General features: G+C 48.7%; 19 protein-coding genes, 1 tRNA gene and 1 pseudogene. 15 read left to right on the top strand and 6 right to left on the bottom strand.

The window, feature by feature from the left end:
• Window positions 1-103 precede the first annotated feature (103 nt).
• Complete coding sequence (locus ABWH99_RS04270; protein WP_375585067.1) at window positions 104-229, top strand: hypothetical protein; 126 nt, start codon at window positions 104-106, stop codon at window positions 227-229.
• A gap of 59 nt (window positions 230-288) precedes the next feature.
• Here ABWH99_RS04270 and rho read toward each other — a convergent pair.
• Window positions 289-2,053 (bottom strand): annotated as a pseudogene (gene rho / locus ABWH99_RS04265) (transcription termination factor Rho).
• A 276-nt stretch (window positions 2,054-2,329) separates the two neighbouring features.
• Between rho and ABWH99_RS04260 the strand changes: the two are divergent.
• Window positions 2,330-3,424 carry an AI-2E family transporter gene (locus ABWH99_RS04260; protein WP_375585066.1) on the top strand — a complete coding sequence of 365 codons (1,095 nt, stop codon included), beginning with the start codon at window positions 2,330-2,332 and terminating at the stop codon, window positions 3,422-3,424.
• 4 nt (window positions 3,425-3,428) lie between these two features.
• Here ABWH99_RS04260 and ABWH99_RS04255 read toward each other — a convergent pair.
• Both ABWH99_RS04255 and ABWH99_RS04250 read right to left on the bottom strand, forming a co-directional pair.
• Window positions 3,429-3,510: transfer RNA gene (locus ABWH99_RS04255), tRNA-Leu, on the bottom strand.
• Window positions 3,511-3,768: 258 nt separating this feature from the next.
• Complete coding sequence (locus tag ABWH99_RS04250) at window positions 3,769-4,731, bottom strand: glycoside hydrolase family 43 protein (protein ID WP_375585065.1); 963 nt, start codon at window positions 4,729-4,731, stop codon at window positions 3,769-3,771.
• A 318-nt stretch (window positions 4,732-5,049) separates the two neighbouring features.
• Between ABWH99_RS04250 and ABWH99_RS04245 the strand changes: the two genes are divergently transcribed.
• The 8 genes from ABWH99_RS04245 (at window position 5,050) to ABWH99_RS04210 (ending at window position 17,294) form a co-directional block, all read left to right on the top strand.
• Window positions 5,050-8,151 carry a SusC/RagA family TonB-linked outer membrane protein gene (locus ABWH99_RS04245; protein ID WP_375585064.1) on the top strand — a complete coding sequence of 1,034 codons (3,102 nt, stop codon included), beginning with the start codon at window positions 5,050-5,052 and terminating at the stop codon, window positions 8,149-8,151.
• 27 nt (window positions 8,152-8,178) lie between these two features.
• Window positions 8,179-9,684: a RagB/SusD family nutrient uptake outer membrane protein gene (locus ABWH99_RS04240; RefSeq protein ID WP_375585063.1), complete on the top strand. Its 1,506-nt coding sequence runs from the start codon at window positions 8,179-8,181 to the stop codon at window positions 9,682-9,684.
• Window positions 9,685-9,840: 156 nt separating this feature from the next.
• Window positions 9,841-10,881, top strand: a complete 1,041-nt coding sequence (locus ABWH99_RS04235) for a hypothetical protein (protein WP_375585062.1) — start codon at window positions 9,841-9,843, stop codon at window positions 10,879-10,881.
• 46 nt (window positions 10,882-10,927) lie between these two features.
• Window positions 10,928-11,779, top strand: coding sequence for a sugar phosphate isomerase/epimerase family protein (locus ABWH99_RS04230; RefSeq protein ID WP_375585061.1), 852 nt, complete (start codon window positions 10,928-10,930; stop codon window positions 11,777-11,779).
• Between the two features lie 50 nt (window positions 11,780-11,829).
• On the top strand, window positions 11,830-12,654 hold the full coding sequence (locus ABWH99_RS04225; RefSeq protein WP_375585060.1) for a sugar phosphate isomerase/epimerase family protein: 825 nt from the start codon (window positions 11,830-11,832) through the stop codon (window positions 12,652-12,654).
• Between the two features lie 3 nt (window positions 12,655-12,657).
• Complete coding sequence (locus tag ABWH99_RS04220; protein WP_375585059.1) at window positions 12,658-13,461, top strand: alpha/beta fold hydrolase; 804 nt, start codon at window positions 12,658-12,660, stop codon at window positions 13,459-13,461.
• A gap of 990 nt (window positions 13,462-14,451) precedes the next feature.
• A complete protein-coding gene (locus ABWH99_RS04215) occupies window positions 14,452-15,582 on the top strand; it encodes an FG-GAP repeat domain-containing protein (protein WP_375585058.1) in 1,131 nt (376 codons plus the stop codon).
• A 134-nt stretch (window positions 15,583-15,716) separates the two neighbouring features.
• The gene (locus tag ABWH99_RS04210) at window positions 15,717-17,294 is read left to right on the top strand and encodes a calcineurin-like phosphoesterase C-terminal domain-containing protein (RefSeq protein ID WP_375585057.1); all 1,578 of its coding nucleotides are present in this window, start codon (window positions 15,717-15,719) and stop codon (window positions 17,292-17,294) included.
• 138 nt (window positions 17,295-17,432) lie between these two features.
• On the opposite strand, the gene ABWH99_RS04205 is transcribed toward ABWH99_RS04210, so the two are convergent.
• The 3 genes from ABWH99_RS04205 to ABWH99_RS04195 form a co-directional block, all read right to left on the bottom strand.
• The gene (locus ABWH99_RS04205) at window positions 17,433-18,551 is read right to left on the bottom strand and encodes a hypothetical protein (protein ID WP_375585056.1); all 1,119 of its coding nucleotides are present in this window, start codon (window positions 18,549-18,551) and stop codon (window positions 17,433-17,435) included.
• Window positions 18,552-18,601: 50 nt separating this feature from the next.
• Complete coding sequence (locus ABWH99_RS04200) at window positions 18,602-19,690, bottom strand: Ldh family oxidoreductase (RefSeq protein ID WP_375585055.1); 1,089 nt, start codon at window positions 19,688-19,690, stop codon at window positions 18,602-18,604.
• An 82-nt stretch (window positions 19,691-19,772) separates the two neighbouring features.
• Window positions 19,773-20,405 carry a DUF1080 domain-containing protein gene (locus ABWH99_RS04195; RefSeq protein WP_375585054.1) on the bottom strand — a complete coding sequence of 211 codons (633 nt, stop codon included), beginning with the start codon at window positions 20,403-20,405 and terminating at the stop codon, window positions 19,773-19,775.
• 293 nt (window positions 20,406-20,698) lie between these two features.
• On the opposite strand from ABWH99_RS04195, the gene ABWH99_RS04190 reads away from it, so the two are divergent.
• The 5 genes from ABWH99_RS04190 (at window position 20,699) to ABWH99_RS04170 (ending at window position 24,583) form a co-directional block, all read left to right on the top strand.
• Entirely contained in the window at window positions 20,699-21,082 is a 384-nt protein-coding gene (locus ABWH99_RS04190; protein ID WP_154854043.1) for a TraR/DksA C4-type zinc finger protein, read from the top strand.
• A 2-nt stretch (window positions 21,083-21,084) separates the two neighbouring features.
• On the top strand, window positions 21,085-21,645 hold the full coding sequence (gene scpB, locus ABWH99_RS04185) for an SMC-Scp complex subunit ScpB (RefSeq protein WP_375585053.1): 561 nt from the start codon (window positions 21,085-21,087) through the stop codon (window positions 21,643-21,645).
• Between the two features lie 133 nt (window positions 21,646-21,778).
• Complete coding sequence (locus ABWH99_RS04180) at window positions 21,779-22,840, top strand: pseudouridine synthase (protein WP_375586536.1); 1,062 nt, start codon at window positions 21,779-21,781, stop codon at window positions 22,838-22,840.
• A gap of 60 nt (window positions 22,841-22,900) precedes the next feature.
• Window positions 22,901-23,182, top strand: a complete 282-nt coding sequence (locus tag ABWH99_RS04175; protein WP_375585052.1) for a DUF427 domain-containing protein — start codon at window positions 22,901-22,903, stop codon at window positions 23,180-23,182.
• A 6-nt stretch (window positions 23,183-23,188) separates the two neighbouring features.
• Window positions 23,189-24,583, top strand: a complete 1,395-nt coding sequence (locus tag ABWH99_RS04170; RefSeq protein ID WP_375585051.1) for a mercuric reductase — start codon at window positions 23,189-23,191, stop codon at window positions 24,581-24,583.
• The last annotated feature ends 215 nt before the right edge of the window (window positions 24,584-24,798 follow it).

Genomic DNA, 24,798 nt, shown 5'->3' with positions numbered 1-24,798 from the left:
GCCCCCGGGAGCTCCGATTCCCATTCGGTTACCAGGCGGTATAACCGAAAATTCCGCGAAGGGATCTACCCTTTATAACGGGTGAATCCCACTTTGGAAGGTATTGAACGCAATCGCTTGCCGGTCCAACCTGTACAAACAAGTGGTGGAGGGACGGGTTCGGGACAGGAGCCTGTTTTGGCAGGGGAGGCTTTTTGAAGAGGAGAGCCTGGCCGATCGTTTCGGATAAAAAAAGCGGCGATCCCCTAAGGAAAAGCCGCCGCTTTGTGATAATGAGCATTGGGAAAATCACCCATTCATACTGATAAGAAATTCGGCATTGTCTCTGGTTCCTTTCATTCGCTGCAAAAGAAACTCCATGGCTTCCTGAGAGGTCATGTCGGACATGATTTTTCGCAGAATCCAAACGCGTTGCATTTCTTCCTTGTCCATGAGTAGGTCTTCCCTCCTCGTCCCGGATCCTGGCACATCGATAGCGGGGTAAATACGTCGGTTGGACAATTTTCGATCAAGTGACAACTCCATGTTACCGGTTCCTTTGAATTCTTCGAAAATGACCTCATCCATTTTGGACCCGGTCTCCACCAGTGCAGTTGCGATAATGGTGAGCGATCCACCGTTTTCTACATTTCGGGCCGCTCCAAAAAATCGTTTGGGTTTGTGTAGCGCATTGGCATCCACTCCACCGGACAAAATCTTGCCGGAAGAAGGTACCACGGTATTGTGAGCACGGGCGAGGCGTGTAATGGAATCGAGTAAAATCACCACGTCGTGGCCGCATTCCACCATGCGCTTTGCCTTCTCCAACACAAGTGCCGCAACTTTCACGTGTCGTTCTGCCTGTTCATCGAACGTAGACGAGATCACTTCTGCTTTTACCGACCGGGCCATGTCCGTGACTTCTTCCGGACGCTCGTCAATCAATAAAATCATCAGATGCACCTCCGGATGATTTTCGGCAATGGCGTTGGCGATCTTTTGCAGCAAAACGGTTTTTCCCGTTTTTGGTTGGGCCACGATCATTCCCCGCTGTCCCTTTCCGATGGGTGCAAAAAGGTCCACAATACGGGTCGAGTAATTGTCGGGTTTGGTTGTCAGGCGCAACCGCTCCTCTGGAAACAGAGGAGTAAGGTATTCGAACGGAATCCGATCTCTGATTTCGTCGGAAGTCTTACCGTTAACGGTTCCTACTTTCAAAAGCGCAAAATACTTTTCACCTTCCTTGGGAGGCCGTATTTGCCCCTGGATATTGTCCCCTGTTTTCAATCCAAAAAGTTTAATCTGTGAAGGAGAAACGTAGATATCGTCCGGTGAAGCCAGGTAATTGTAATCCAGGGAACGTAAAAATCCATAGCCGTCGGACATGATTTCCAACACGCCTGAATTTTCGATGATGCCGTCAAAATCCTTGATTGTAACCGAAGTCTTTCTTTTGGGTATGAAGGTGGAATCCGGCTGCGGCTGCTCTTCCCCCTCTTTGGGGCCTCTTTTTTTTCGAAAAATCCTGCTCCGATACCGGCGTGGAACTTGAGTCGTTTCCTGACTTTAATTCTTCAACATCCACTACCGCCCTTCGTCTGGGTCTAAAACTGCGGCCTTTGGAATCGTCTGTTTTTCCGCCCGCTTTATTTGTAGTGTCTTCCTGCTTTTTTGTATCTGCTTTCTCTTTGGATCTTTTGTCGGAAATATCGGCTTTGGCTTTGGAAAAATTCTCTGTTGAGGGTTTTTTCTGTTTTTCCTCCTTGTCTACACTTTCGTTTTTACCTTTTTCATCTTTCGGAATCTCTGTTACATTCTGTCGTCTGAACTTGGGTTTCTCTTCTCCTCCCGCCTTGGATTGCCCGGCTACTTCTTCTTCCACTGCCACTTCCGTCTCTACCTTTGATGGCTTCTTCTTTGGAAGCGATTTCTCAGGAGTAATCGCTTGCTGGTCCAGAATGGCATACACCAAATCCTCTTTCTTTAATGACTTGAAATTTTTAACCCCCAGCTCCTCTGCAATTTCTTTCAATTCAGACAATAGCCTGATTCTTAATTCTTCTATGTTATACATAAAAAACGTGTGAATGTAATTCTAGACTGTGTAAATGATGAAATGGTATGTATCTTGATTGGTATAAAAAGGTATACAGACAATACTAAAATCTCCAGGATGGCGATCTTCTGCTTTTCTTGATGCTACAATATTACATCAATCGGTACTAATACGCAAATTTTTGTTTAATTGTTATTTTCAATGAAAGGAATTGCCGGAAGGATATTCCGGACGCTAATTTTTGATTCCTGTCCGCCATATCGTTAATTTTAGATGCATAAATAATATCTCCCCATGATGCCTGGCAACTACCATCCCATACAGCTGACTGCATATTCCCTGCTCTCCCTTGTCTTGATCCTTTGGGTGATGCACGTAGGTTCGTTTATACTCGTTCCTTTTATTTGGGGTGTGTTTTTTGCCTTTGCATTGCATCCAATGAGTAACTGGCTGGAAAACAGGCGTTTTCCTCGAGCCATCGCGATCGGAATAAGCCTCGTCCTGGTGAGCATTGTCGGTGCAACGGTGATTTACATCTTGTTAAACCAAATGATATTGCTCATCGCTGACATCCCCGAAATTGGTAGCATCCTTCAGGAAAAAATCAACAATTACCTGATCGAAATCGAAAACTGGCTGGGGATTGCCGGTATAGGCGGTTTGGAACAGTGGGAATCTCTCAACTGGGTACCGCTGGAAAACCTCAATGAGACGGTGTTCAATACGGGAAAATCCCTGACATTGATTGGAATTATTCCGCTGTATATTTTCTTATTGCTCTATTACAAGGATTTCTTTGTCGCATTTTTACTAAAGGCCTCGTCGAAAAGTAATGAGGCCATACTGGCCTGGGTGACGGATTCCGGGAAAGTCATTCACGCCTATTTGGTTGGCATGTTGAAAGTCACCTTTTTGGTAGCCGTCATGGCTGGCATTTATTTTTACCTCATTGGCATCAAGTATTACTTCCTTTTCGCCTTGTTTATTGCCGTCATGAATCTCATTCCCTATATCGGCGTGGTAGTCAGTTCCGTATTGGTTATTTTATACGTATTCCTGACTACCGACACTTTTCTGCTTCCGATGGTTACGTTATTGGTATTGTGGGGAATTCAACTGCTGGAAAACAACCTGATCACGCCATTGGTGGTAGGATCAAAGGTAAAAGTGAACGTACTCGTTGTGGTCCTGGCAATACTGATCGGCGGAGGTATTTGGGGAATTTCCGGAATGGTATTATTCATCCCCCTGGTGGGAATAATAAAAATTGCCTTCGACCGGATACCTTCGCTGCAGCCCTACGGCTACCTGCTTGGAGACGATTTTCCCGTACTGGAAAAAAACGAGAACTTTGTACGCATCTTACGGAAAAAATGGTCCGGAAAATAACAAGTGCGCACGAAAGGATTCGAACCTTCACACCCGAAGGCGCTGCCGCCTGAAGACAGTGCGTCTACCAATTTCGCCACGTGCGCATGTGCTTGCAAAAATGAAAAATAAAATGTTTTTCAGCAAAGAAATATCCAATTATTCCTCCCACAAGGTCCGAATAATTTTTTTCGGTAAATCAACCCATTCATTACTAAGCCTGTATCGCTGTAAGATTCCGAACGCACGAGCTTCGGACTTTCGTTCTACCTGAGATTAAGCCCCATTCGATGGACCCTTCTTTTGGCAGTTTGGCAGCCAGCTGCCCGGTAACCGTTGCTACCAGGCCATGGATTGGGAATTAGCTACCGCTTAAACGGTAGCTTGTCAAAGAAGCGCTTATCTACCTGAAAAACCGTTCCGTGCCTACTCCCTTCCGGGAAATTTATCCGGGAGGAAATATCGGTCCAGTTTTCCAGATCAGAGGACATTACTGCACCCATTCGGTTTTCTCTGTACTTATCGAAATATACCAGGTAATAATCGCCGACTTTAGCCACGGTGGGCCCTTCCGCCCAATAGTCGCCGGTGATGGGCTTTCCGGCTGGACCGTAAGGGCCTTCGGGTCGCTGACTTCTGGCAATCCGAATGTTTTTCTTCGGCGGCTGCCGGGTTTCATCTTTGACAAATAGCAGGTACTCTCCGTCAACTTCCCGAATGGTGCCATCAATTACATTGAAACCAGGCTCGTAAAAAAGGCGGGTTTCAGAAAAAGAAATAAAATCCTTGGTAGTCACATAATATTGGCGATGATTGTAGCCGTTTTCATCTTCCAATTGGGTTTCCGGGAAGCGGCCGGTCACGGTACTGGACCAATAAATCAGGTAGGTATCCTGCTCTTCGTCGTAAAAAATCTCGGGTGCCCAGGTATTTCTGGCATTTGGTTCGTGTTCCATCACGGGGATGAATTGTTGCTCCGACCAGTTAACCAGGTCATCCGTGTAGGCATATCCCAATCCTTTTTCGTTCCAGCTTACGGTCCACACCATATGGAATCTTCCATCCCTTCCCTGCACAATGCAGGGATCCCGCATGAGTTTATCCCCACCTGCGGTTGGCGTAAGCAAGGACCTGCCTTCTTCCAAAGGCTTGAATTGATACCCGTCCAGCGAATAAGCCAAATGCAACCCATCTTCACCATTACCGGTAAAGTAAGAAAAAAGATACACCTTCTTTTTCGCCTGGTAGGCGGTTGAGCTGCAGGCAAACAGGCTTGCAAAACTTCCCAGTATCAACATCCTGAGGTAAATAAATCTAATCGAGTTCATTGCTATCGTTCCGATTTCAAACTGTGGCAGGAACAAAGATAACAAATAATCAAGGTTCGGTGATTTATGGCAGAATTTTGATGATAAAAATCACGCTCCGCCCATCTCCCAAACTAGCCGTTTAATCCGGATATATTTCCATCTATAAAACAGTATTGGGAAAAAACGCTTAATACCACCTTAAAATAGCACTATACAGGACAGTACATAATAGAATATTTTTTATTTTCCTCTATTTTTAGGGAAAATACTTGAAATACCTTATTATGGTTCAAGTATTTATATCTATAATCAATTAATCAATAAACCTTAACTCTTATGAAAAAATTTTTCTTTGAACCCTTTAACTATGGCTGGGTCGTAGTCGCCTTTTCACTGCTTTTGCTCGGTGAACAGGCGATGGCCCAGGGACAACGCACCGTCTCTGGAGTTGTGAAATCGCAGGAAGACCAGGAATTGATTCCGGGGGTCTCTGTGCTGGTAAAAGGCACTACCCGGGGTACCGTCTCGGACATCGACGGGGAATTTAGCCTGGAAGTGAGCGATGGAGAAGTACTTGTCGCTAGTTTTATCGGGTACGAAACACAGGAAATCCCCGTTCAATCTGGGGTAACTCAAGTAGAAATCACGCTTCGTTCGTCTTTTTCGGACTTATCGGAGGTAGTGGTTGTCGGCTACGGTACTCAGAAAAAATCGGATTTGACCGGGGCGGTCGGTTCGGTGAGTGCCGACGAGCTGCAAGAACGGCCATCTGCCTCCCTTAACCAGGCCCTTTCCGGGCGGATACAGGGAGTAAATGTATCCGTAAACTCGGGGCGTCCCGGCGGAAGAGCCAATATCCGAATTCGGGGAAATACCTCGGTGAGTATTGCCAACGACCCGCTTTACGTAATTGACGGAGTCATCATTCATGCTGCGGGCCTGGCCAATGGCAGTACTCCGATTGACTACATCAACCCGAACGACATCGCTTCGGTCGAGGTATTGAAAGATGCGTCTGCCACGGCGATCTATGGCGCCAGGGGAGCCAATGGCGTTATTCTGGTGACCACCAAACGAGGCAGCAGTACCGGCGGTGTGATAACCTTCGATACAGACGTAAGTGTGGGTGTACTCCCGAAAAAAATACCCCTACTTAATTCCGAGGAGTTTTTAATGGTCGAAGACATCGCCTACCAAAATGCCCAAAAGTACGATCCCACCGGATGGGCGAATGGCATTTACCGGGACCCGCAACTCAAACGAACCAACCCACGTCTGTTTGATGCCAATGGCAATCCCCTTCACGATACCGACTGGCAGGACGAGTCCTTCCGCCAGGCAGTCACACAAAATTACCAGTTGGGACTCACCGGAGGCAACGAAAAAGACTCCTATGGTATATACATAAACCATCGAAATGAAGAAGGTCTGATGCGTGGCTCCTACCTGAAGCGGTATGCAGGCCGGTTTGTCTTTGACAGCCAAATAAAGGATTGGTTGAAAGTAGGTGGTAGCCTCAGCTATACCGACCAAAAAGAAAGCCAGGTGGATCCTCTCGGTGCCGGTGGCATCATTGCCATGCGGCAGGTCCTGGAAGCATTACCCATCATTCCGGTGAAATACGCCGACGGCTCCTGGGCTGGAAACGAAGATTATCCCGGTATGGAAGGCGGCAATAACCCGCTGCACGTGGTTGAAGACCGGGTATACATCCTCAATACCCAGACCATGCTGGGCAACCTGTATGCCAACTTCAACCTGGCCGAAGGCCTGGAGTTCCGCTCGGTATTGGCCACCAACATCATCAATCAGCGCGTAGACTATTACGGCGGCCGCATGCTCAATTACATCGCCAGAAACCAACGGGGAGACGCCTACGTAATGAACGACCGGCTGAATTCCTGGCAATTTGAAAACTACCTGACCTATACCAAGGAGATCGACGAAAACCAGTCCATCAATGCCTTGCTGGGGATTTCCTGGCAGCACGTGGACCGCTTTAACAGCATGGCCCGGTCCAGGGATTTTCAAGACGACTATTTCAAGTTCAATAATCTGGGAGCCGGTGCCAACGTGTTCCAAACCACTTCCGGGACTTCTGCATACGGGTTGAATTCCTATTTTGGACGGTTTAATTACAACCTCAAGGAAAAATACCTGCTTACCTTTACCGGACGAATCGACGGCTCTTCCAAATTTGGTGAAGCCAACCGCTATGCTGTCTTTCCATCGGCAGCATTGGCCTGGCGAGTCTCCGAAGAGGACTTCCTAAAGGATAGCCGAACCATTTCAAATTTAAAACTCAGAAGTAGCTATGGGGTTACGGGGAACTCTGAAATACCCGCCTATCAGGCCCTGGCCGGAATGGGTAACTATACGGTGATTTTTAATAACTCCCGTTCCATCGGATTGGGTATCAACCGATTGGCTAACCCCGATCTGCGCTGGGAAAAAACGTTCCAGACCGACGTGGGACTGGAATTGGGCTTGTTTAACAACCGCCTCACTTTTGAAGTAGACCTGTACCGAAAGCTTACCGAAGACATGCTGCTCAATGCACCCGTACCCTCCAGCAGTGGCTACACCCAGGTTACCCAAAACATAGGAAGCATGGAAAACAAAGGGGTAGAATTTGCCTTGAACTCCGTAAACGTGGTCAACAATGATTTTAAATGGGACACCCATTTCAATATTTCGGTCAACAAAAATACGGTACTGGAGCTGACGGGTGGGGCCGATATTTTTTCGGGATCCACCATCATTCGTGAAGGAGAGCCGGTAAGTTCCTTCTTTGGATTTGTCCACCTGGGCACCTGGGATACCGACGAAGCCGACCTGGCTGCTCAGTATTTCAAATTACCGGGTGATATCAAGTACGAAGATGTGAATGGTGACGGCGCTATCAACGACAACGACCGGGTGATCATCGGACAAGGTATTCCCAAAGGGTTTGGTACCCTAATGAACACTTTTCAGTACAAGAATTTTGAATTGATGGTGGACCTGCAATTTATGTATGGCAATCAGGTCTTGTGGAGAAGCAAGCACTCCGCCGAGGACAGGCAAGGTATTGCCAATAGTTTCCGCACGGTACTAAATGCCTGGACCCCTGACAACCAAAACACGAACATCGCCGAGTTGCGGCCTTTGACCGCCGGCTACAACACCTTCAACGATTCGGACCGCGCACAGGATGGTTCCTTCCTTCGTGGAAGAAACCTGTTGTTTGCGTATACGTTCGAGCCCGAACTGATCCAGCGCCTGCACCTCAACCGGCTACGTGCCTTTGTATCGGTACAAAACTTCTTCCTGAACACGAAATTTCAGGGATACGATCCTGAGGTTTCTACCTCGGGCTCTCCCTTCGACCAGGGAGTAGATTTGTACGCCTACCCAAAACCACGGGTATTTATGTTGGGTGTAAACATTGCCCTCTAAATAGAAAAGCTTGAAAAAATGAACATCATGAAAAAATACATCATACAATTCAGCCGATTTTGCCTCATCGGACTAGTCATGAGCACGGTTTGGGGATGCAACGAATTTCTGGAAGAGACCGATAAGTCGAATTTTACCCTGGAGAATTACTTCACCCGGCCAGAACACGCCACCAGCGTGGTGAATTCCATCTACGAGAGTCTTTACCCCGTCATGCAAAGTGGATTTGGTGGAGGACCCTGGATGATGCTGGAGTTTGCCACAGGCCTTGCCAATACAGAACTGGGACAGGCACAAAACAGCCTCTTTGTCCGAAACCTGATCAATAACTCCGACAATGGCTACGGACAAACCTACTGGACCAGTTCGTACAGGGGAATTGCCAATGCCAATCTGGCCATTGAAAAAATCCCGGAAATCGAAATGGACAATGCACTGCAAAACCGACTGCTGGGAGAAGCGCGGTTTTTACGGGCCTACTACTATTTCAACCTGATCCGGATCTTTGGAAACATTCCACTAATTACCACCTCTATCGACCTTACCAGCCCGGAATTGTACCCCGATCCGGCAAGTACCGAAGCGGTATACAATCAGATCGTAGCCGATCTGGAGGTCGCTGAAAACTCCGGCTTGCCCTGGAGGGATGCCACCGGAAGGGTCTCCATGGGAGCAGTCAAATCGCTGTTTTCCAGCGTGTACCTCACCATGGCCGGTTACCCCCTTCAGGCAGGAGACCAGTATTACCAACTAGCGGCAGAAAAAGCGGATGATGTCATCCAATCCGGCGTATTCAGCTTGTTTGATTCGTACAGCAGCCTGCATTCCGTGGAAGACAAAAACCAGGGCGAACACATCTTCATGAAGCAATACGCGGCCTTTACGGTACCCTCTTCCTGGCAGGTTTCCATCATTCCCTACAACCGGGGAATATCCGCCTATAGCGCCGAAACCGGCGGTATTTTTGCCAATCAGGAATTTGTGGAATCCTTTGAGTCCGGAGATAAGCGGGCAGAGGAAAAGGAATTCTTCTACACCGAATACAGTCTGGAATCGGATAGAAGCACGGTCATGGAATTGGGTGACTACTACATCTGGAAGCATTTCGACGAAGAGGCCCAGCTATCAACCACCAGCAGTGGGATGAACTGGCCCGTCTACCGGTATGCCGAAATTCTTCTGATCTATGCAGAGGCCATTAACGAAGCAAATGGCCCTACCACTGCAGCCTACGAAGCGATCAACAGTATTCGCCGAAGAGCAAACCTTCCGGAGCTCGAAAACCTCAGCAAGGAAGAATTCCGGGAGGCTGTCTGGAGGGAAAAATGGGTGGAATTGTGCTTTGAAAACAAAACATGGTACGACATGGTACGCCTGAGAAAGGCCTTCAATGTAAATACCCGGCAATTTGAAGACTACGTGGGACATGAATTTTCGTACGGACCTACCCTTCGGGAGCGGGAATTGCTCTTCCCCATTCCTACCGCAGAGATCCGAAACAACGACAAGCTGACACAAAATACCGGGTATTGATCAGCCAATTGGAAAAAACAAACCGAAAGGGGCGAAACAGGCGACAGACGTCTGGTTTGCCCCTTTTATCCTATATTCGTACATTAGATCGATTATCTGTAGGAATTGTTCCAAACAATTTACGTACTTTAAACTCCAAAACAACTTCTTTTCTCCATGAAAGCACCCTTTCTACACACCAACAGCCGCTACCTTTCTTTCCTGGCGTTTCTCCTTTCTTTCGTGCTGTCCGGCAACTTTTGCGTGGCCCAACAGGAAAAGCTGATGCTCCATTTTGACGGCAAAGAGGGCCCCGGTAAGGGAAAAAAAATCGTTCTGATCGCAGGGGACGATGAATACCGCTCGGAAGAAGGCCTTCCCATGCTCGCAAAAATTCTCTCCACCCATCATGGATTTTCCACAACGGTACTTTTTCCCATCAATCCGGAAAAAAACGAAGTGGTCCCCAACTATAAAAACAACATCCCCGGCATGGAAGCCCTGGAAGACGCCGACCTGGCCATCATCCTGCTGCGCTTTCGGGAGCTTCCGGATGAACAAATGCGCTACTTCGATGCCTTTCTGAAAGCCGGAAAGCCGCTAATCGCACTCCGAACGTCTACCCATGCCTTCAACTACAGTGCGGAAAGCGAAAGTCCCTACGCCAAATACCACTGGCGTAGCCAATCTCCAGGCTGGGAAAAAGGTTTTGGAAAGAAGATTCTCGGAGAAACATGGGTGGCCCATCACGGACACCATGCCGTAGAAGGTACCCGTGCCTTATTGGACGGCGTTCAGGCGGCTGCCAAAAACCCCATTCTGAATGGAGTGAAGGATATTTGGGCCGCATCGGATGTGTATACGGTGACCGACATCGGAGAAGATGCGACCGTTTTGATTCACGGTGCGTCTACCTCCGGGATGACTCCCGATGCCCCAATCAATTGGGAAAAATCCCTGATGCCGGTAGCCTGGACCAAATCCTACGCCCTGGATGGCGGGAAAAAAGGCAGGGTCTTCGCCAGTACCATGGGGGCTTCTGTGGACTTGCTCAGCGAGGATTTGCGGAGGCTCATTGTCAACGCCACCTACTGGGGCCTCGACATGGAACCAATGATTCCAGAAAAAGCCGAGGTATCCATCGTTGGTTCCTACGAACCGACCATGTTTGGATTTGATAATTTCAGAACAGGAATGAAGGTATCGGATTTCGAATAATCCCCTTAGAAAACACCTTTTTTTACCCATCATTAACGTACATATCATGAATAAAATTGGATTTAACGTGCTGGCCTGGTCTGCCGTTGTTTCGGATGAACTAAAACCCATCATTGAGCGGCTAAAAGCGATTGGTTACGATGGCGTTGAATTTTTTGTGGGATCGCCCGATGAAAAAGCCTACCGGGAAATCGGCTCCTTTACAAGCGAGGCTGGTCTGGAGACCACGACAGTTTTCGTATTGGGCCCGGATGAAAATCCGATAGACCCCAGCACCGCCGTGCGGGCAAAAGCCCTGGAAAAAATAAAATGGACCATCGACCGCTCCCACGACCTGGGGGCAAAAGTGATCTGCGGCCCCTTCCATTCCGCTTTTTCTACCTTTGCTCAGCGGTCTCCCACAGAGGAGGAATACGAATGGAGCGCAGCCGTGCTGCGGGAAGCAGGTGACCATGCGGCCCAGGCTGGCATCGTCCTCACGCCGGAAGCCCTAAACCGCTTTGAATGCTACCTGTGCAACACCATGGACCAATTAATCCATTTGGTTAAAAAAGTCGACCACCCCAATGTGAAGGCCATGTTTGACACCCATCATGCCAACATTGAGGAGAAAAAACTTGGGGATGCCCTCCGCAAGGTGGCCCCCTACCTGGGCCACGTGCACATCAGCGAAAACGATCGCGGCACTCCAGGTTCCGGTCATGTTCCCTGGGACGATACCTTTTCTACCTTGGCAGCGATCAAATTTGGAGGCTGGCTCACGATTGAGGGATTTACCAGAAATGATCCAGACTTTGCCAACTCCATCGGTGTATGGCGGGAGTTTTCCCAACCCTGGGAAATGGCCGAAAACGGATACCGCTTTATCCGGGAAATGGGGGCCAAACACGGACTTTAATCCGGCTCCAACTTCATCTCTCACGTCAACTAACTTAACTAAAAAAAACAATGAATACCTTACCCTTTCGATTCGGAGCAGAAGTCTATACCTGGTTCATGAGTAACAATGGAGAAACCTACAAAGGTCAGCTCGGCCACATGATTGAAGTAATCGCCAAAGCTGGATTTACGGGAATCCAACCGATTTTTACCTGGATGGGCCCCCTGGCGGATGCCGATCTGCTCGAGAAGAAACTCAAGGACGAAAATATCGATCTGGCAGCGGTTGCCCTCGCACTGGATTGGAACGGGAGCCAGGAAACCGAGGAGGAGAAAAAGATCGCCGATGAGGCCATCAAACTGCTCGCCAAATTCCCCGGCTCGGTTCTCTGTACCGTGCAGATACCCACCGGCCGACACGATCTGGTGCAGCGGAGAAAAAACCTGGTGGAGATCGTAAACACCGTGTCTTCCCGGGCAGCCGATCAGGGAGTGGTCAGTAGCTTTCACCCGAATTCACCCCATAGTTCGATTACCCGAACGGAAGAAGATTACCAGGTAATTCTGGAAAGCCTGGATCCAAAGGTGACCGGCTGGTGCCCGGATGTGGGCCACATCATTAATGGAGGCATGGACCCTTTGGCAAAGATGAAGGAATACCGCTCGCTGATCAATCACGTCCACTACAAGGACTGGGACGGAAATCCGGAATTCACGCTGATGGGAAAAGGAAAGGTGGATTTCACCGGGATCACGCAATGGTTAAAAGACGAACAATTCAACGGCTGGATCATCTGCGAAGACGAGGGGCAGGAAGCGCTGGAGGATCCCGATTTTGTCACCCTCCACGATGGCAAATGGGTTCATGAATCGCTCATTCCAAAACTGAAATAGAAAATGCCTACCGTTCAAAGCAATGGAATCAACCTCTATTACGAGGAAAAAGGATCGGGTGATCCGTTACTATTGATCATGGGAATCACCGCCCCGGGATCCGTCTGGGAAAAACACCTGGCACATTGGGAAAAAAGCTTTCGCTGCATTGTGGTCGATAACCGCGGTGTAGGACTATCCGATAAGCCTCCAGGCCCTTACAGTTCGGCGCAAATGGCGGACGACTGCGCCGGGTTATTGCGCCACCTGGACCTTAGGGATGTCCGCGTAGTAGGTGTGTCCATGGGCAGCATCATCGCCCAGCAATTGGCCATTCGCCATCCCGAACTGCTGCGATCCCTGGTACTTATGTGCCCTTGGGCACGCTGCGACCGGATGGCCGAAACGATCTTCCGACACATGGTAGATTGCAAAGCCCGGCTGCGCCCGGAAGAATTTAGCTTGTACGTGCAACTGTTGATTTATTCCAAAGCCTCTTTTGATGACAAAAAAAGTTTCGAAGGCCTGGAAGAAGACCGGAAAAACGCCGCCCTGGAGCCCAACCCCCAACCCTTGATTGGTCTGGAAGGACAGGCCGAGGCATGTATCCACCACCAGGTGTTGGAGCAACTACCTTCCATCTCCCATCCTACCTTTGTACTGGGCGGAGAGGTAGATGCGTTTACACCGCAATGGATGACCCGGGAAGTGGCCGAAGCCATTCCCAATTCTCAGCTACACATCTACCCGGGTAGCGGACATGCCTTTCATTGGGAAAATCTTGAGGATTTCAACCAGCGGGTTAACCAATGGTTGCTGGAAAATTAACCATCACCGAGGCCCCAACGGTTTTTTGGATTTTTTCACCCTCGCAAAATGCTGCCTGGCCGGTAATGTTACCTCCCGGGCAGCATTTTTTTGTTTTTTTTGAAATCAAATGACCCCCTCACTCCTACTGAAAGTTGGGAACATCCTTCCGACAAGCCCTCTGAAATCGAGCCTGTCAGAGGCAGGCAGACAGCTGCCTGCTAAAAAGAAATTACGTACCGATGAAATATCCACTTCCCCTCGGCTCTCTATCAATCGTTACAGCATATCGCATCCTTTTCCAGCTGGGATTGAATCTGGCAGCTGTCTGGATGCAACACCCAATGGAAGATTCGCGGCCTATTTTTCAATTTTTCATCCGTATTTTTGACTTTACCGAGGAAGGCAATATACCCTCTTTCCTTCCTCGTTGATACTCCTTACCGCATCCTTGCTGCTTTTCTCAGGCTATCCTCTAAAAAAAATGACGAGATTCCATCGCCTGGCTGACTCGGGTAGGCGCTTGTCGTTGCATTTTTATGCCTGAATGAAGCCCCCAAATCCATGGATTTTTGATTGGCTTTTTTTGAAAAAACGTAGGCCGATCCGATTATTTTTAGTGCGCCTGGATTGCTCCGTTCGGCAGGGCAGGACCGCTACTGGGCATGGTATACGTTTCATTTTTCAAACGATTAGACTGGAAACTATTTCTTTCGATGATGGTGTCTGGTGCTGTCTAGGTAGCTGGCGCCTTTGGAATGGAGATGCCAGGAGAGAATCCCAAGGACAACGAGGGATTTGGCTTTCAGTAGCTGGTATTTTATCCGTTGAGCAAACCCTGGAAAAGACGGGCCTGACCTTTTACACGTTAACACTTTTGCGGGCAATCTCTCGCACGAAAAGGAAAATCTCTTTCAAATTGGCTCCTTCTGCCGGGCAAACGATTTTAAATCGGCTATCAAACAGGATAGTGCAGGATACTTTGTACGGTAAATACACTAACTTTATAGCATGATTGGATATACATGCATTGCTCTTTCGTTGACACTTCTCAACATTGACCCCAAGCCGGTTACCTTCGAAAAACAACTCATCGCGATGGAAAGCGCGGAATCCGTGGGCGTGTTTGATGTAGATGGCGATGGAAACCCGGATTTAGTTTCCGGAAGCTATTGGTACAAAGGTCCGGAATTTTCAACCCGACAGCTTATTGGCCAGGTAAAAAGGGTGAGTGAATATTTCGATGATTTTTCCACCATACCGATGGATGTGAATGGAGACGGAAAAATGGATTACGTTACCGGAGGTTGGTTTGGAAAGACGCTGTTTTGGGTGGAAAACCCTGGAAATAACGGAGAATGGGTGGTGCACGAAATCGCCAATACCGGAAATGTGGAAACCACCCGTGCCTGGGACGTGGACGGAGATGGCCACCTGGACGTTGTCCCCAATACCCCCAACCAACCCCTGGCCTACTACCGCCTGATTCGGGACACCAACGGTAAGGGAACAGGCCGCTTTGAAAAGCACCCCGTCACCGAAAAACACGGACACGGCCTGGGCTTTGGCGATATCAATGGAGACGGGCAGGGGGACTTTATTGTCCCGGAAGGATGGCTGGAAGCCCCTGGCGATTTGGAAACAGGTACCTGGAAGCTTCATCCTTCTTTTTCCCTGGGCGGAGCCAGTGTGCCTATTATCGTTACCGATGTGAATGCGGATGGATTGAATGACTTTATTGTGGGGCAAGGCCACGACTATGGCTTGCATTGGTACGAACAGAAGCGCGAAGGCGAGGAGATTTCCTTCACGAAACGCCCCATCGATCCCTTTCAATCCCAGTACCACACCATGGAATGGGCAGATATTGACAACGACGGGCAGATGGAATTGATCACCGGTAAGCGCTACCGGGCCCATAATGGAAGAGACCCGGGAGCAAACGACCATTTGGGGCTGTATTATTTCAAGTGGAACGGAGAATCCTTTACAAAAAATATTATAAGTTACGGGCCATTTGGAGAAGGAAAGGGTGCCGGACTGTATTTTTCGGTAGAAGATCTGAATGGTAACGGCCTATTGGACATTGTGGTTGCTGGCAAAGACGGTCTGGTGGTCTTTCACAACCAGGGTCCTCGATAAGTTATGCATCCCCTTGCTCCTAACGCAAGGAGCGGGAAAAATCCTCCGGAAGCAACACGGAACGATAACGTTAAGTTAACGCAACTTTATCAGCGATTCCCTAAATTGCTTGAAAAGAAATACAATCAACCCTTATGAAAAATATCGCATTTTTATGCTGGTGTTGCTGCATCAGCATTTCGGTTTTCGCCCAGGATCATGTATCGGGCTTTGTGTTTGAAGACAGCAACCAAAATGGAAAAAAAGAACGCAGAGAAAAAGGCCTCCCCGCCGTAGGCGTTAGCAACGGTGTAGAGGTGGTACTCACCGATGAGGACGGTAGGTACCGGCTTCCCATAACCGGGGATGAGATAATTTTTGTCATCAAACCGTCCGGATACGCTGTCCCTACGGAAGCAAACGGATTGCCCGCATTCTACTACAACCACAAACCCGAAGGTTCACCAGAGCTAGAATACGGCGGGGTTGCACCCACTGGGAAATTACCGAAATCGGTGGATTTTGCGCTTTATCTATCCGAGGAACCGGAAGAATTTACCGCCATGGTCTTCGGGGACCCGCAACCCTACACCCAGAAAGAACTGGAAGCCTTTGCAAAGGGGGTAGTCAGTGAGGCCAAAAACGAATCCGGTATTCGCTTTGGGATTAGTCTGGGAGACCTTGCCGGTGACGACCTGGACCTTCATCCGGGTTACGTGGAAATCCTGAAACAAACCAGCTGGCCCTGGTACAATGTCATGGGAAACCACGACATGAATTACGATGCAACGATTGACGCGCATGCGGATGAATCCTTCGAGAAGACCTTTGGGCCCTCCTCCTATGCCTTTAACTACGGCAGTGCACATTTTATCGTATTGGACGACATCCTGTACCCCGATCCCAGAGACGGGCAAGGGTACTGGGGAGGCTTCCGGCAGGACCAGTTGGATTTTGTCGAAAACAATCTGAAACACGTAGACACGGACCGCCTGGTGGTGCTTTCATTTCACATCCCCTTGCTTCACCAAAATGAAAATGCCTTTCGCAATAGTGACCGAAAACGATTGTTTGACTTGTTGAAAGACTACCCGAACCGCCTTGCCCTATCGGCCCACACCCACCTGCAACGACATAATTTCTATACGGCCGAAGATGGATGGGAAGGTGAAGGGCGTTTTCACGAATACAATGCCGGTACTACCTCTGGGGATTGGTACTCCGGAAAACTGAATGAACAGGGTATTCCCATTTCCACCATGCGTGATGGTACGCCAAAAGGGTACGCCCTGCTACAGGTTTCAGGTAATCGATACACAATCGACTACAAGGTAGTAGGAGAGCCCAGAGATTATCAGCTACGGATTTTTAATCCCAAGGTCGTAGCCAATAACCGAGGCAGCTCCTCCGGCATATTCGCCAATTTCTTTATCGGAGACAAAGACGACCTGGTAGAATACAAAATTGATAATGGAGATTGGCGCCCCATGACCTGGATCGAAGCACCGGATCCTTCCTTCCTGGTAGATGTCATGGAATGGGATTTGATGGAATCCCTGGAGGCAGGCAGGCGACCTTCGAACCCGGTCAATTCTACCCATCTTTGGCGAGGCGCCATCCCCACAAACCTACCCGTTGGTATGCACACGATTACGGTGCGGGCACGGGACATGTTTGGAAGAACCCATACCGGGACCAGTGCCTACCGGATTGCCGAACCGGTCAGCTTTTAAAACCACCCACCTGCGTTCCTTGGGAAAATGGCCGTCTATCCGACGGTCATTTTTTTTCCATTAGGGGTAAGAGATTCACGGGTAACCTACCCACCCGGCCCGGTTCTGAGGATTTCGCTTGCCTGTTTTCTCAGAAATTCACTTCAGCCCAAAATGACGCAACTCCTCGTCGATTTTCTGGTTCCATCGCTCCTGCGCAGGACCGTTCAATCCGTGGGCGGTTTCGCGGTCGTATTGCTCCTGAAGCCGATTCATTTCCCGATAGGCCTCCAGGTAATGGAAAGAAACCTTTCTATCAAAATTATGCGGCTGTAGATCCAGTTGCTGCACGCGTTCCTTCAGGCGTTCCATCACGATTTTCGCAATATCAAAGTGCCGTTGTTCGTGATTCAGCCCATAGCTATTATTGGTCCCGCGCACCCAGGAAGCGCTTTTTAGCATGTAGGTTTTAAACACCAGGTCCACGATTACTTCTCCGTCTTCGATCCAGCTATCGCCTTCGTAGCTGATGCTGGCAAAGATGGAGGCTGCGTAATTATTGAACCGGGGTCTTCCTTTAAAATCAGCCCAGGTTAGGGGCCGGATGGGGTTGTAAAACACGGTATCGTCTCCCAAATCTTCCCGGTAATCCCGTATGCGCACCTGCACATCGCTGAGAAGCTTGATTTCATTTTTGGATTCCTTTTCTATCCAGTCATTAAAATACGTGAGGGAATTGTTGATGGACCTTCTGAGCACAGGTTCGATCAGGTAAAATTGCCGAATCCCCCGTTTGTAACTGATTCCCCCCTGAAAATCCAATAAGTGAACGAGCTCGTCTCCCCTGTCCAATTCAAAGGAAAAATCCAGGAAAACCTCGCCCGCTACCAGCCCTTTCCCCTCGCCCTTAAGCTCCTCCAGGATTTTCAAATCCTTGATTCGGACCACGATCGGTTTTAATTTTTGGTTTTGGGGAAGTACCGCGAACAGGTACGTTTCCAGGCCTTTCAGGGCTCCTCCTTCGAGATCCACCGTCTCCAACTGCCTGCCGCTATTGGCACCGGGCACCAAAAATGCCACCGGGGATCGGTCGGTGCGGTCATCAATCACTCCTTTAATGTAGTAGTCCGAGGGAACAAATAACTGGGAGGTCACCTTCAACACAATAGGGTCTATGGCCTGCACGGCTGCCACCGGTCGTCCGGACAAAAACAAGAGTTGCCCCAAACAACCAAGGAGGAGCGGGAGAGTTGGCATGTATAGCTGCGAAATTCTCATGGACAGTTTACCTTTCTATCAGCCATAACATGAATTCGACCCCAGGGGTTCTAGGGGGCAGGAATACCCAAAGCGGCTGCGATGGTTTCCAAATCCCGGACCACCGGCAGTTGCAGAGGAATGCCTTCCTTCATCCGAATCCGGTAGGCTGCCCACTCCGGATCACCCGGGATCCGAACTTTTGGACCACCCGGCAGGTGTCGCGTGGCACGCATGGTCTGTATCCAGGCGTCCATGTCTGACTTGAAGACCTTGAGGTCGCGAAACCCTTCTATGTCCCAGGCTCCGAAAAAATGACCAATCCCCTTTCCTACCTGCTTTTCTGACCGCGGGGAGTCGATGGCAAAAGGGGTGGCAAATGGTCCCCAATTGGCCCCGCTCAAAACCGCGGTCATGAGGTCTACAATCCCTGCGATGCAATATCCCTTGTGCCCGGATCCTTCTTTGCTACTGCCCAGGGGTAGCAAAGCCCCGCCCTGCATCATGCGCTCCGGCACAGTGGTGCCGCGACCCTGATCGTCCAGACACCATCCCAGCGGCACGTTTTCTCCTGCCCTCCAGGCGATTTCCACCTTACCGTAGGCTACCGTGCTGCTGGCAAAATCCATCAAAACAGTAGGCTCAACCCCCGTGGGAAAACCCATGGCAAGGGGGTTGGTTCCGAGCATTTTATCTATACCGTTGAACGGGACCACTCCCTTGGAAGAATTGGTCATGGACATGCCAATAAAATCCTCCCGTACCGCCATCAAGGGATAATAGCCCGCAGCCCCATAATGGTTGGTATGGCATACCGAAATCGAACCCTGCCCGTGCATCCGGGCTTTTTCTATGGCCATTTCCATGCATTTCGGCCCTACAACCAAACCCAGCCCATTGTCTCCATCCACCGTGGCTACGGCATGCTTTTCCCGGATGACTTTAAGTTTGGGTTTGGGATTAATCCTGCCCGCTTTTAATAGATCCACGTAGGTTTTTAATCGGGCCACTCCATGGGAATCAATACCATGTTCGTCGCTGTAAGCGAGAACATCTGCCGCCTGGAAGGCATCCTCCTCAGAAACTCCGAAATGAGTAAATGCACGGATGGTAAATCCACGTAGCGCTTTCGGGTCAAAACGTACTCTTTCTTTACTCATCGGTTGAAAACAAAAAGTAATACCCGGGTTTTTGTACGAACACTACTCGATCCCAGGGACTACCGAAGCGGAACTTCCATCATCAGGGAAGGGGTTTGATCATAATGTCCTTGTAGTAGATGACACTTTTCGGATCGTGAGCCTGTAGCGCGATGGTGCCACTGCTCAACCTTTTCCTGCTGTCACCGATTTCTCCCCGATCTGTTGATTCCGTGAATTCGTTGATTACCTTTCCATTGACCTTTACCGTTACCTGATCACCCTGCACAATGATGTGTTTGGTGTACCATTCTCCATCCGGTACGTAGGTTTCCTTGACATCCTTAAAACTGTACACACTTCCGGTTTTTCTCCAGTCCCCGTGCGTTTGGTTTACCTGGATTTCGTAACCTTTCTCTGGCCATCCCCCTTCCTGAAATTCGGAATGGATAAAAATACCCGAGTTGGCGTTGGGCATGGTTTTGATTTGCAGTTTCAATTCGAAGTTTTTGAAGTCATGGTCCGCCACTTTCCCGGTGTAGAATAGATGCGCCCGTGGGCCATCAATTTTGATCACACCGTCTTCTATCGAGAACGATTCCGGATTTTCGCTGATACTCCACCCCTTAAAGGATTTGCCATTAAAAAGTTTGATCCAGCCTTCTTTGTCTGCTTTTTGCGCATGAAGGGAAAAGGAAATGAGAGCGAATACAGCGATACATGCAATTTTTTTCATCAGAGCTAGCATTGGTTTATTGTTGAATTGAGAACGAAAATACGACAATAACGGGGATTAATCAAACAGGACCATTGAATCCGATTTCAAAAATTTACCTAACTCCCTATTTCCAAAGATTCTACTAAAAGCGAGCCGTAAATATAAATTTACCTCCCTCAATCCCTGTGTTTTATAGCCGATTTAGAATTAAATGGAGCGGCGGGCCGACGTGTGTGCGCAAATTAAAAATATTTGATTTTTGATTTTAGAATAGTCACTGTATTTTAGGGAAATTTTTAAAAAACGGATACATGAGCCAGGAAGAAAAAACCACTTACTCCCGGGAGGAACTTCAGGAATTTGAAGTATTAATCAATGAAAAGCTTGCGGTCGCCAGAGAAGAACTTGGGCAATTGAAAAGGTCTCTCAGCAAACAAAATGACAGCGGCACGGACAATACTGCCTCGACTTCCAAAATTTTGGAAGACGGAGCCGATACGCTGGAAAGGGAGAGCCTGAGTCAACTGGCAGCCCGGCAACAAAAATTCATCATCAACCTCGAAAACGCCCTGAGGAGAATTAAAAACGGGACCTACGGGGTCTGTGTGGACACCGGCAAGCTCATAAGCAAAGAACGGTTGCGGGCCGTACCGCATACCATGCACAGCATTGAAGCTAAATTAGCGAAAAAATAAGTTTGGATTTTTTACACCGACACATTGAGGCATTGGTATTCTGCTCCTCCGATCCGCTGGGATTGGAGGAGATGCGGAAGTGCCTATCCGAAATGTTTGAATCCGAAATTCCAGTCGAGCACCTGGAAGAAGCAGTGCAAGCCCTGCAACAGCAATACCAAAGCGATAGTCATGCCTTTAGCCTCGAAAGAATAGCCGGGGGCTATCAGTTTTTAACCAAACCGGCCTACCAAAGCAGCATTGCTATTCTGCAAAAACACCAATCCCAGAAACGGCTGTCTACCGCCCAGTTGGAAACGCTGTCCATCATCGCCTACAAACAACCGGTGACCAAGTCTGAAATCGAACAAATCCGGGGTGTGAACTGCGACTACTCTGTTCAAAAGCTGTTAGAAAAGTCACTGGTAGCCATCAAGGGAAAATCCGAGGGTATTGGCCGGCCCTTACTTTACGGCACTAGTCAGAAATTCATGGAATATTTTGGCATCAATGACTTGAGCGACCTGCCGCAACCCAAAGATTTCAAGCCCGAAGAAAACGAAATCGGCGACCAAAAAGAATGATTTTCTCGATTTTTTAAAATTATCCCATAAATAAATCCTAAATTTACAGCCGCTTTGCGTAACAATACGTCCATTTGGATTGATTTTGCGCATGCATACACGAGTTAACTACAGCAGCGATGCTGCAATCTTTATGAAAAAATCCGATACAAATTCAAGCGATGCTGCTGGAAAATCCAGCAGGTTTGCGCGCGGTTCAGCAAAATCATCCCTCCACGAAAAAGGCAAGCCCAAGAAGACCGAAACAGGCCTACGCACGGAAAAAAGTGAATACAAGGGAAGAGGGAAGAATCAAAAGCCCATTTACGGAGAGGTTGAGGAACGTGGAGCCAAAAAGAAAAGCTTTCGGAAACCGTACTCACCGATAAAAAAAGCAGGAAAACCCGGCAAGAAAGAAAAAACCGAAAACCAACCGGAGTACGACCTTTCCGCCATACGAAAGCAGGTACCGAAAGACACGGAGGCAATCCGTCTGAACAAATACATCGCCAATGCGGGCGTTTGTTCCCGAAGAGAGGCAGATACACTGATAGAAAAAGGAGAAATCACCGTAAATGGGCAGGTAATCACCGAATTGGGCTACAAGGTATCCCGGAAGGATAAAGTTACCTGCCGTGGCAAGTCCATCCGGCCAGAAAAGCCGGTATACCTCTTGCTAAATAAACCCAAAGATTTCATCACTACCACAGACGACCCTTTGGAACGAAAAACGGTCATGCACCTGATAGAGGGGGCCTGCGAGGAACGCTTGTTTCCTGTTGGAAGACTGGATCGAAACACCACGGGTTTGCTCCTGTTTACCAATGACGGAGAACTCTCTGCACGCCTGACCCATCCCGCCTATGAGATTAAAAAAATCTATCAGGTGACATTGGACAAGCCCATTAGCAAAAACGATGTGGATGCCATTCGGGAAGGAGTGACGCTGGAAGACGGCCTGACGCAGGTGGACGATTTGCAAGTACTCTCCCTGGACAAAACCATTCTGGGGCTGGAAATCCATTCGGGAAAAAACCGGATTGTACGCAGACTATTTGCCCATTTCGGCTACGAAGTGACGGCCTTGGATCGGGTTACCTTTGCGGGGTTGAGCAAGAAAGACATTCCCCGGGGAAAGTACCGTTTTCTGACCGAACGGGAAGTGATCCACCTGAAATTCATGAACAAAGGCAAAAACAAAAAGCGGCATGCATAAGCCGCTTTTTTGTTTTTGGGCGGGATTTGGTTACCTTATTGTAAAATACGATCAGAAACCATGAAAGCCATTTGGAACAATAAAGTACTCGCCCAATCTGATGAAACCATCTTTTTGGAAAACAACCACTATTTCCCTCCGGAATCCCTTAACCGGGAGTTTTTTGAATCGTCAAACCACACCACCGACTGCCCCTGGAAAGGCCGGGCTAATTACTATACCCTCCAAATCGGGGAAGAAATCAACCGGGATGCGGCCTGGTTTTATCCCGAACCCAAAGAAGCCGCAAAAGAAATAAAGAATTACGTGGCTTTTTGGAAAGGAGTAAAAGTGGAAGAATAAGGCCTTATGAAGAAATTTGATGCCATTATCATCGGTGCGGGTCAATCCGGCATGCCACTGGCCAAAAAAATTAGCGCTAAAGGCCTTTCTGTCGCACTGATAGAGAAAAGAGCTATTGGCGGTACCTGCATCAACGACGGTTGCTCTCCGACTAAAACAATGGCCGCTGCTGCCCGGATAGCGCATTTAGTCGGTCGTGCCGGTGATTTCGGGGTCGAAGTAGCATCCTATGCCGTAAACCAAAAAACCGTCAAGAAGCGGAAAGACTATATTGTTGACCTCTTTCGGGGTGGAGCGTCCAAAAGCTTGGAAAAATCGGAAAAGATCACCGTCATTATGGGGAAAGCGATTTTTCAATCCAGTAAAACTGTCCTTGTGAAACGTGAAGGCCAGGCAGATATGGAAGTGGGAGCAGATAAAATTTTTATCAATACGGGATCGTCTCCCAGGATTCCAGAAATAAAAGGATTGTTGCACAGCCCCTTTCTGAACAGCAGCAGCATCATGGAGCTGGAGGAAACTCCCGAGCACTTGCTTGTGCTGGGAGGTGGTTACATCGGATTGGAGTTCGGCCAGATGTTCCGCCGTTTTGGAAGTAAGGTGACCGTTATGGACATGGCTTCGCGTCTGGTACCGACGGAGGATACCGATGTCTGTGAAGAAATTTCCTCCATTTTCAAAGAGGAACAAATCGATACCAAATTCAACATCAAGGTAAAAAAAGTAAGCCATTCCAATGGTAAAATTACCCTTAGCTACGATGATAAATCGGGTGAAGGCAGCATCAGTGGTTCGCACCTACTGGTAGCAACGGGCCGAAAACCCAGCAGCGAGGAGATGGGCCTGGAAAACATAGCTGTGGCACGCACTGATAGCGGTCATATAGTCGTGGACGAAAACTTCGAAACTTCCGCCCCGGGAATTTATGCGCTGGGTGATGTGGCCGGAAGTCCGCCCTTTACCCATATGGCTTACCACGATGCCTATCTGGCATTTAACCGGATCTACGAAAAAAATACCAGCCAATCAACAAAGGACCGTCTGGTGCCCTACTGTGTCTTCATAGACCCGCAATTGGCCCGAATCGGATTGAATGAACAGCAGGCAAAAGAAAAGGGGATTTCCTATACCACCGGCAAATTCTGGATGAAACATGCCGGAAGGGCCCTGGAAACGGATGAAACCAGGGGTTTTTTCAAAGTGCTGGTAGACCCGGAAAGCAAGCAGATTCTGGGAGCCACCAATCTGAGTATGGACGGTGGTGAGATCATGGCGGTGCTTCAAATGGCAATGGTTGGCAAGGTTCCCTATGATCAGATCCAGCACCTGCCGATTGCCCACCCCACACTGGCCGAAAGCCTGAACAACTTAATGGGACAAGTCAAAAATACCGATGAATAGTATTTCTTAGGCAGGTGAAATTTCTGATCGTGCTTTTTTAATTCTCAGGAAAGGGTATTCCAAGTAGGCACAGGACGCCAATCCACGATACAAAAAGGCATTGGCCGATAGTGGCTGCGCGGACGCGTATGACACGAAAAATTAGATCCTGTGCATCCTCGAAACGGGCAATACATCCCTTGAGGATAAAACTCAAGGTGAGCCAGGCCTTTTCA

Origin of the sequence: Cyclobacterium xiamenense, from assembly GCF_042140265.1 — a bacterium.
GTDB lineage: Bacteria > Bacteroidota > Bacteroidia > Cytophagales > Cyclobacteriaceae > Cyclobacterium > Cyclobacterium xiamenense_A.
The sequence above is the reverse complement of the archived record's forward strand: the minus strand, read 5'-3'. Positions and strand labels throughout refer to the sequence as shown.

Excerpts from the sequence above, each read along its gene's own strand:
- ABWH99_RS04260 (WP_375585066.1), top strand. The coding sequence starts at position 2,330 with ATGATGCCTGGCAACTACCATCCCATACAGCTGACTGCATATTCCCTG.
- ABWH99_RS04250 (WP_375585065.1), bottom strand. The coding sequence starts at position 4,731 with ATGAACTCGATTAGATTTATTTACCTCAGGATGTTGATACTGGGAAGT.
- ABWH99_RS04245 (WP_375585064.1), top strand. The coding sequence starts at position 5,050 with ATGAAAAAATTTTTCTTTGAACCCTTTAACTATGGCTGGGTCGTAGTC.
- ABWH99_RS04240 (WP_375585063.1), top strand. The coding sequence starts at position 8,179 with ATGAAAAAATACATCATACAATTCAGCCGATTTTGCCTCATCGGACTA.
- ABWH99_RS04235 (WP_375585062.1), top strand. The coding sequence starts at position 9,841 with ATGAAAGCACCCTTTCTACACACCAACAGCCGCTACCTTTCTTTCCTG.
- ABWH99_RS04230 (WP_375585061.1), top strand. The coding sequence starts at position 10,928 with ATGAATAAAATTGGATTTAACGTGCTGGCCTGGTCTGCCGTTGTTTCG.
- ABWH99_RS04225 (WP_375585060.1), top strand. The coding sequence starts at position 11,830 with ATGAATACCTTACCCTTTCGATTCGGAGCAGAAGTCTATACCTGGTTC.
- ABWH99_RS04220 (WP_375585059.1), top strand. The coding sequence starts at position 12,658 with ATGCCTACCGTTCAAAGCAATGGAATCAACCTCTATTACGAGGAAAAA.
- ABWH99_RS04215 (WP_375585058.1), top strand. The coding sequence starts at position 14,452 with ATGATTGGATATACATGCATTGCTCTTTCGTTGACACTTCTCAACATT.
- ABWH99_RS04210 (WP_375585057.1), top strand. The coding sequence starts at position 15,717 with ATGAAAAATATCGCATTTTTATGCTGGTGTTGCTGCATCAGCATTTCG.
- ABWH99_RS04205 (WP_375585056.1), bottom strand. The coding sequence starts at position 18,551 with ATGAGAATTTCGCAGCTATACATGCCAACTCTCCCGCTCCTCCTTGGT.
- ABWH99_RS04200 (WP_375585055.1), bottom strand. The coding sequence starts at position 19,690 with ATGAGTAAAGAAAGAGTACGTTTTGACCCGAAAGCGCTACGTGGATTT.
- ABWH99_RS04195 (WP_375585054.1), bottom strand. The coding sequence starts at position 20,405 with ATGAAAAAAATTGCATGTATCGCTGTATTCGCTCTCATTTCCTTTTCC.
- ABWH99_RS04190 (WP_154854043.1), top strand. The coding sequence starts at position 20,699 with ATGAGCCAGGAAGAAAAAACCACTTACTCCCGGGAGGAACTTCAGGAA.
- ABWH99_RS04180 (WP_375586536.1), top strand. The coding sequence starts at position 21,779 with ATGAAAAAATCCGATACAAATTCAAGCGATGCTGCTGGAAAATCCAGC.
- ABWH99_RS04175 (WP_375585052.1), top strand. The coding sequence starts at position 22,901 with ATGAAAGCCATTTGGAACAATAAAGTACTCGCCCAATCTGATGAAACC.
- ABWH99_RS04170 (WP_375585051.1), top strand. The coding sequence starts at position 23,189 with ATGAAGAAATTTGATGCCATTATCATCGGTGCGGGTCAATCCGGCATG.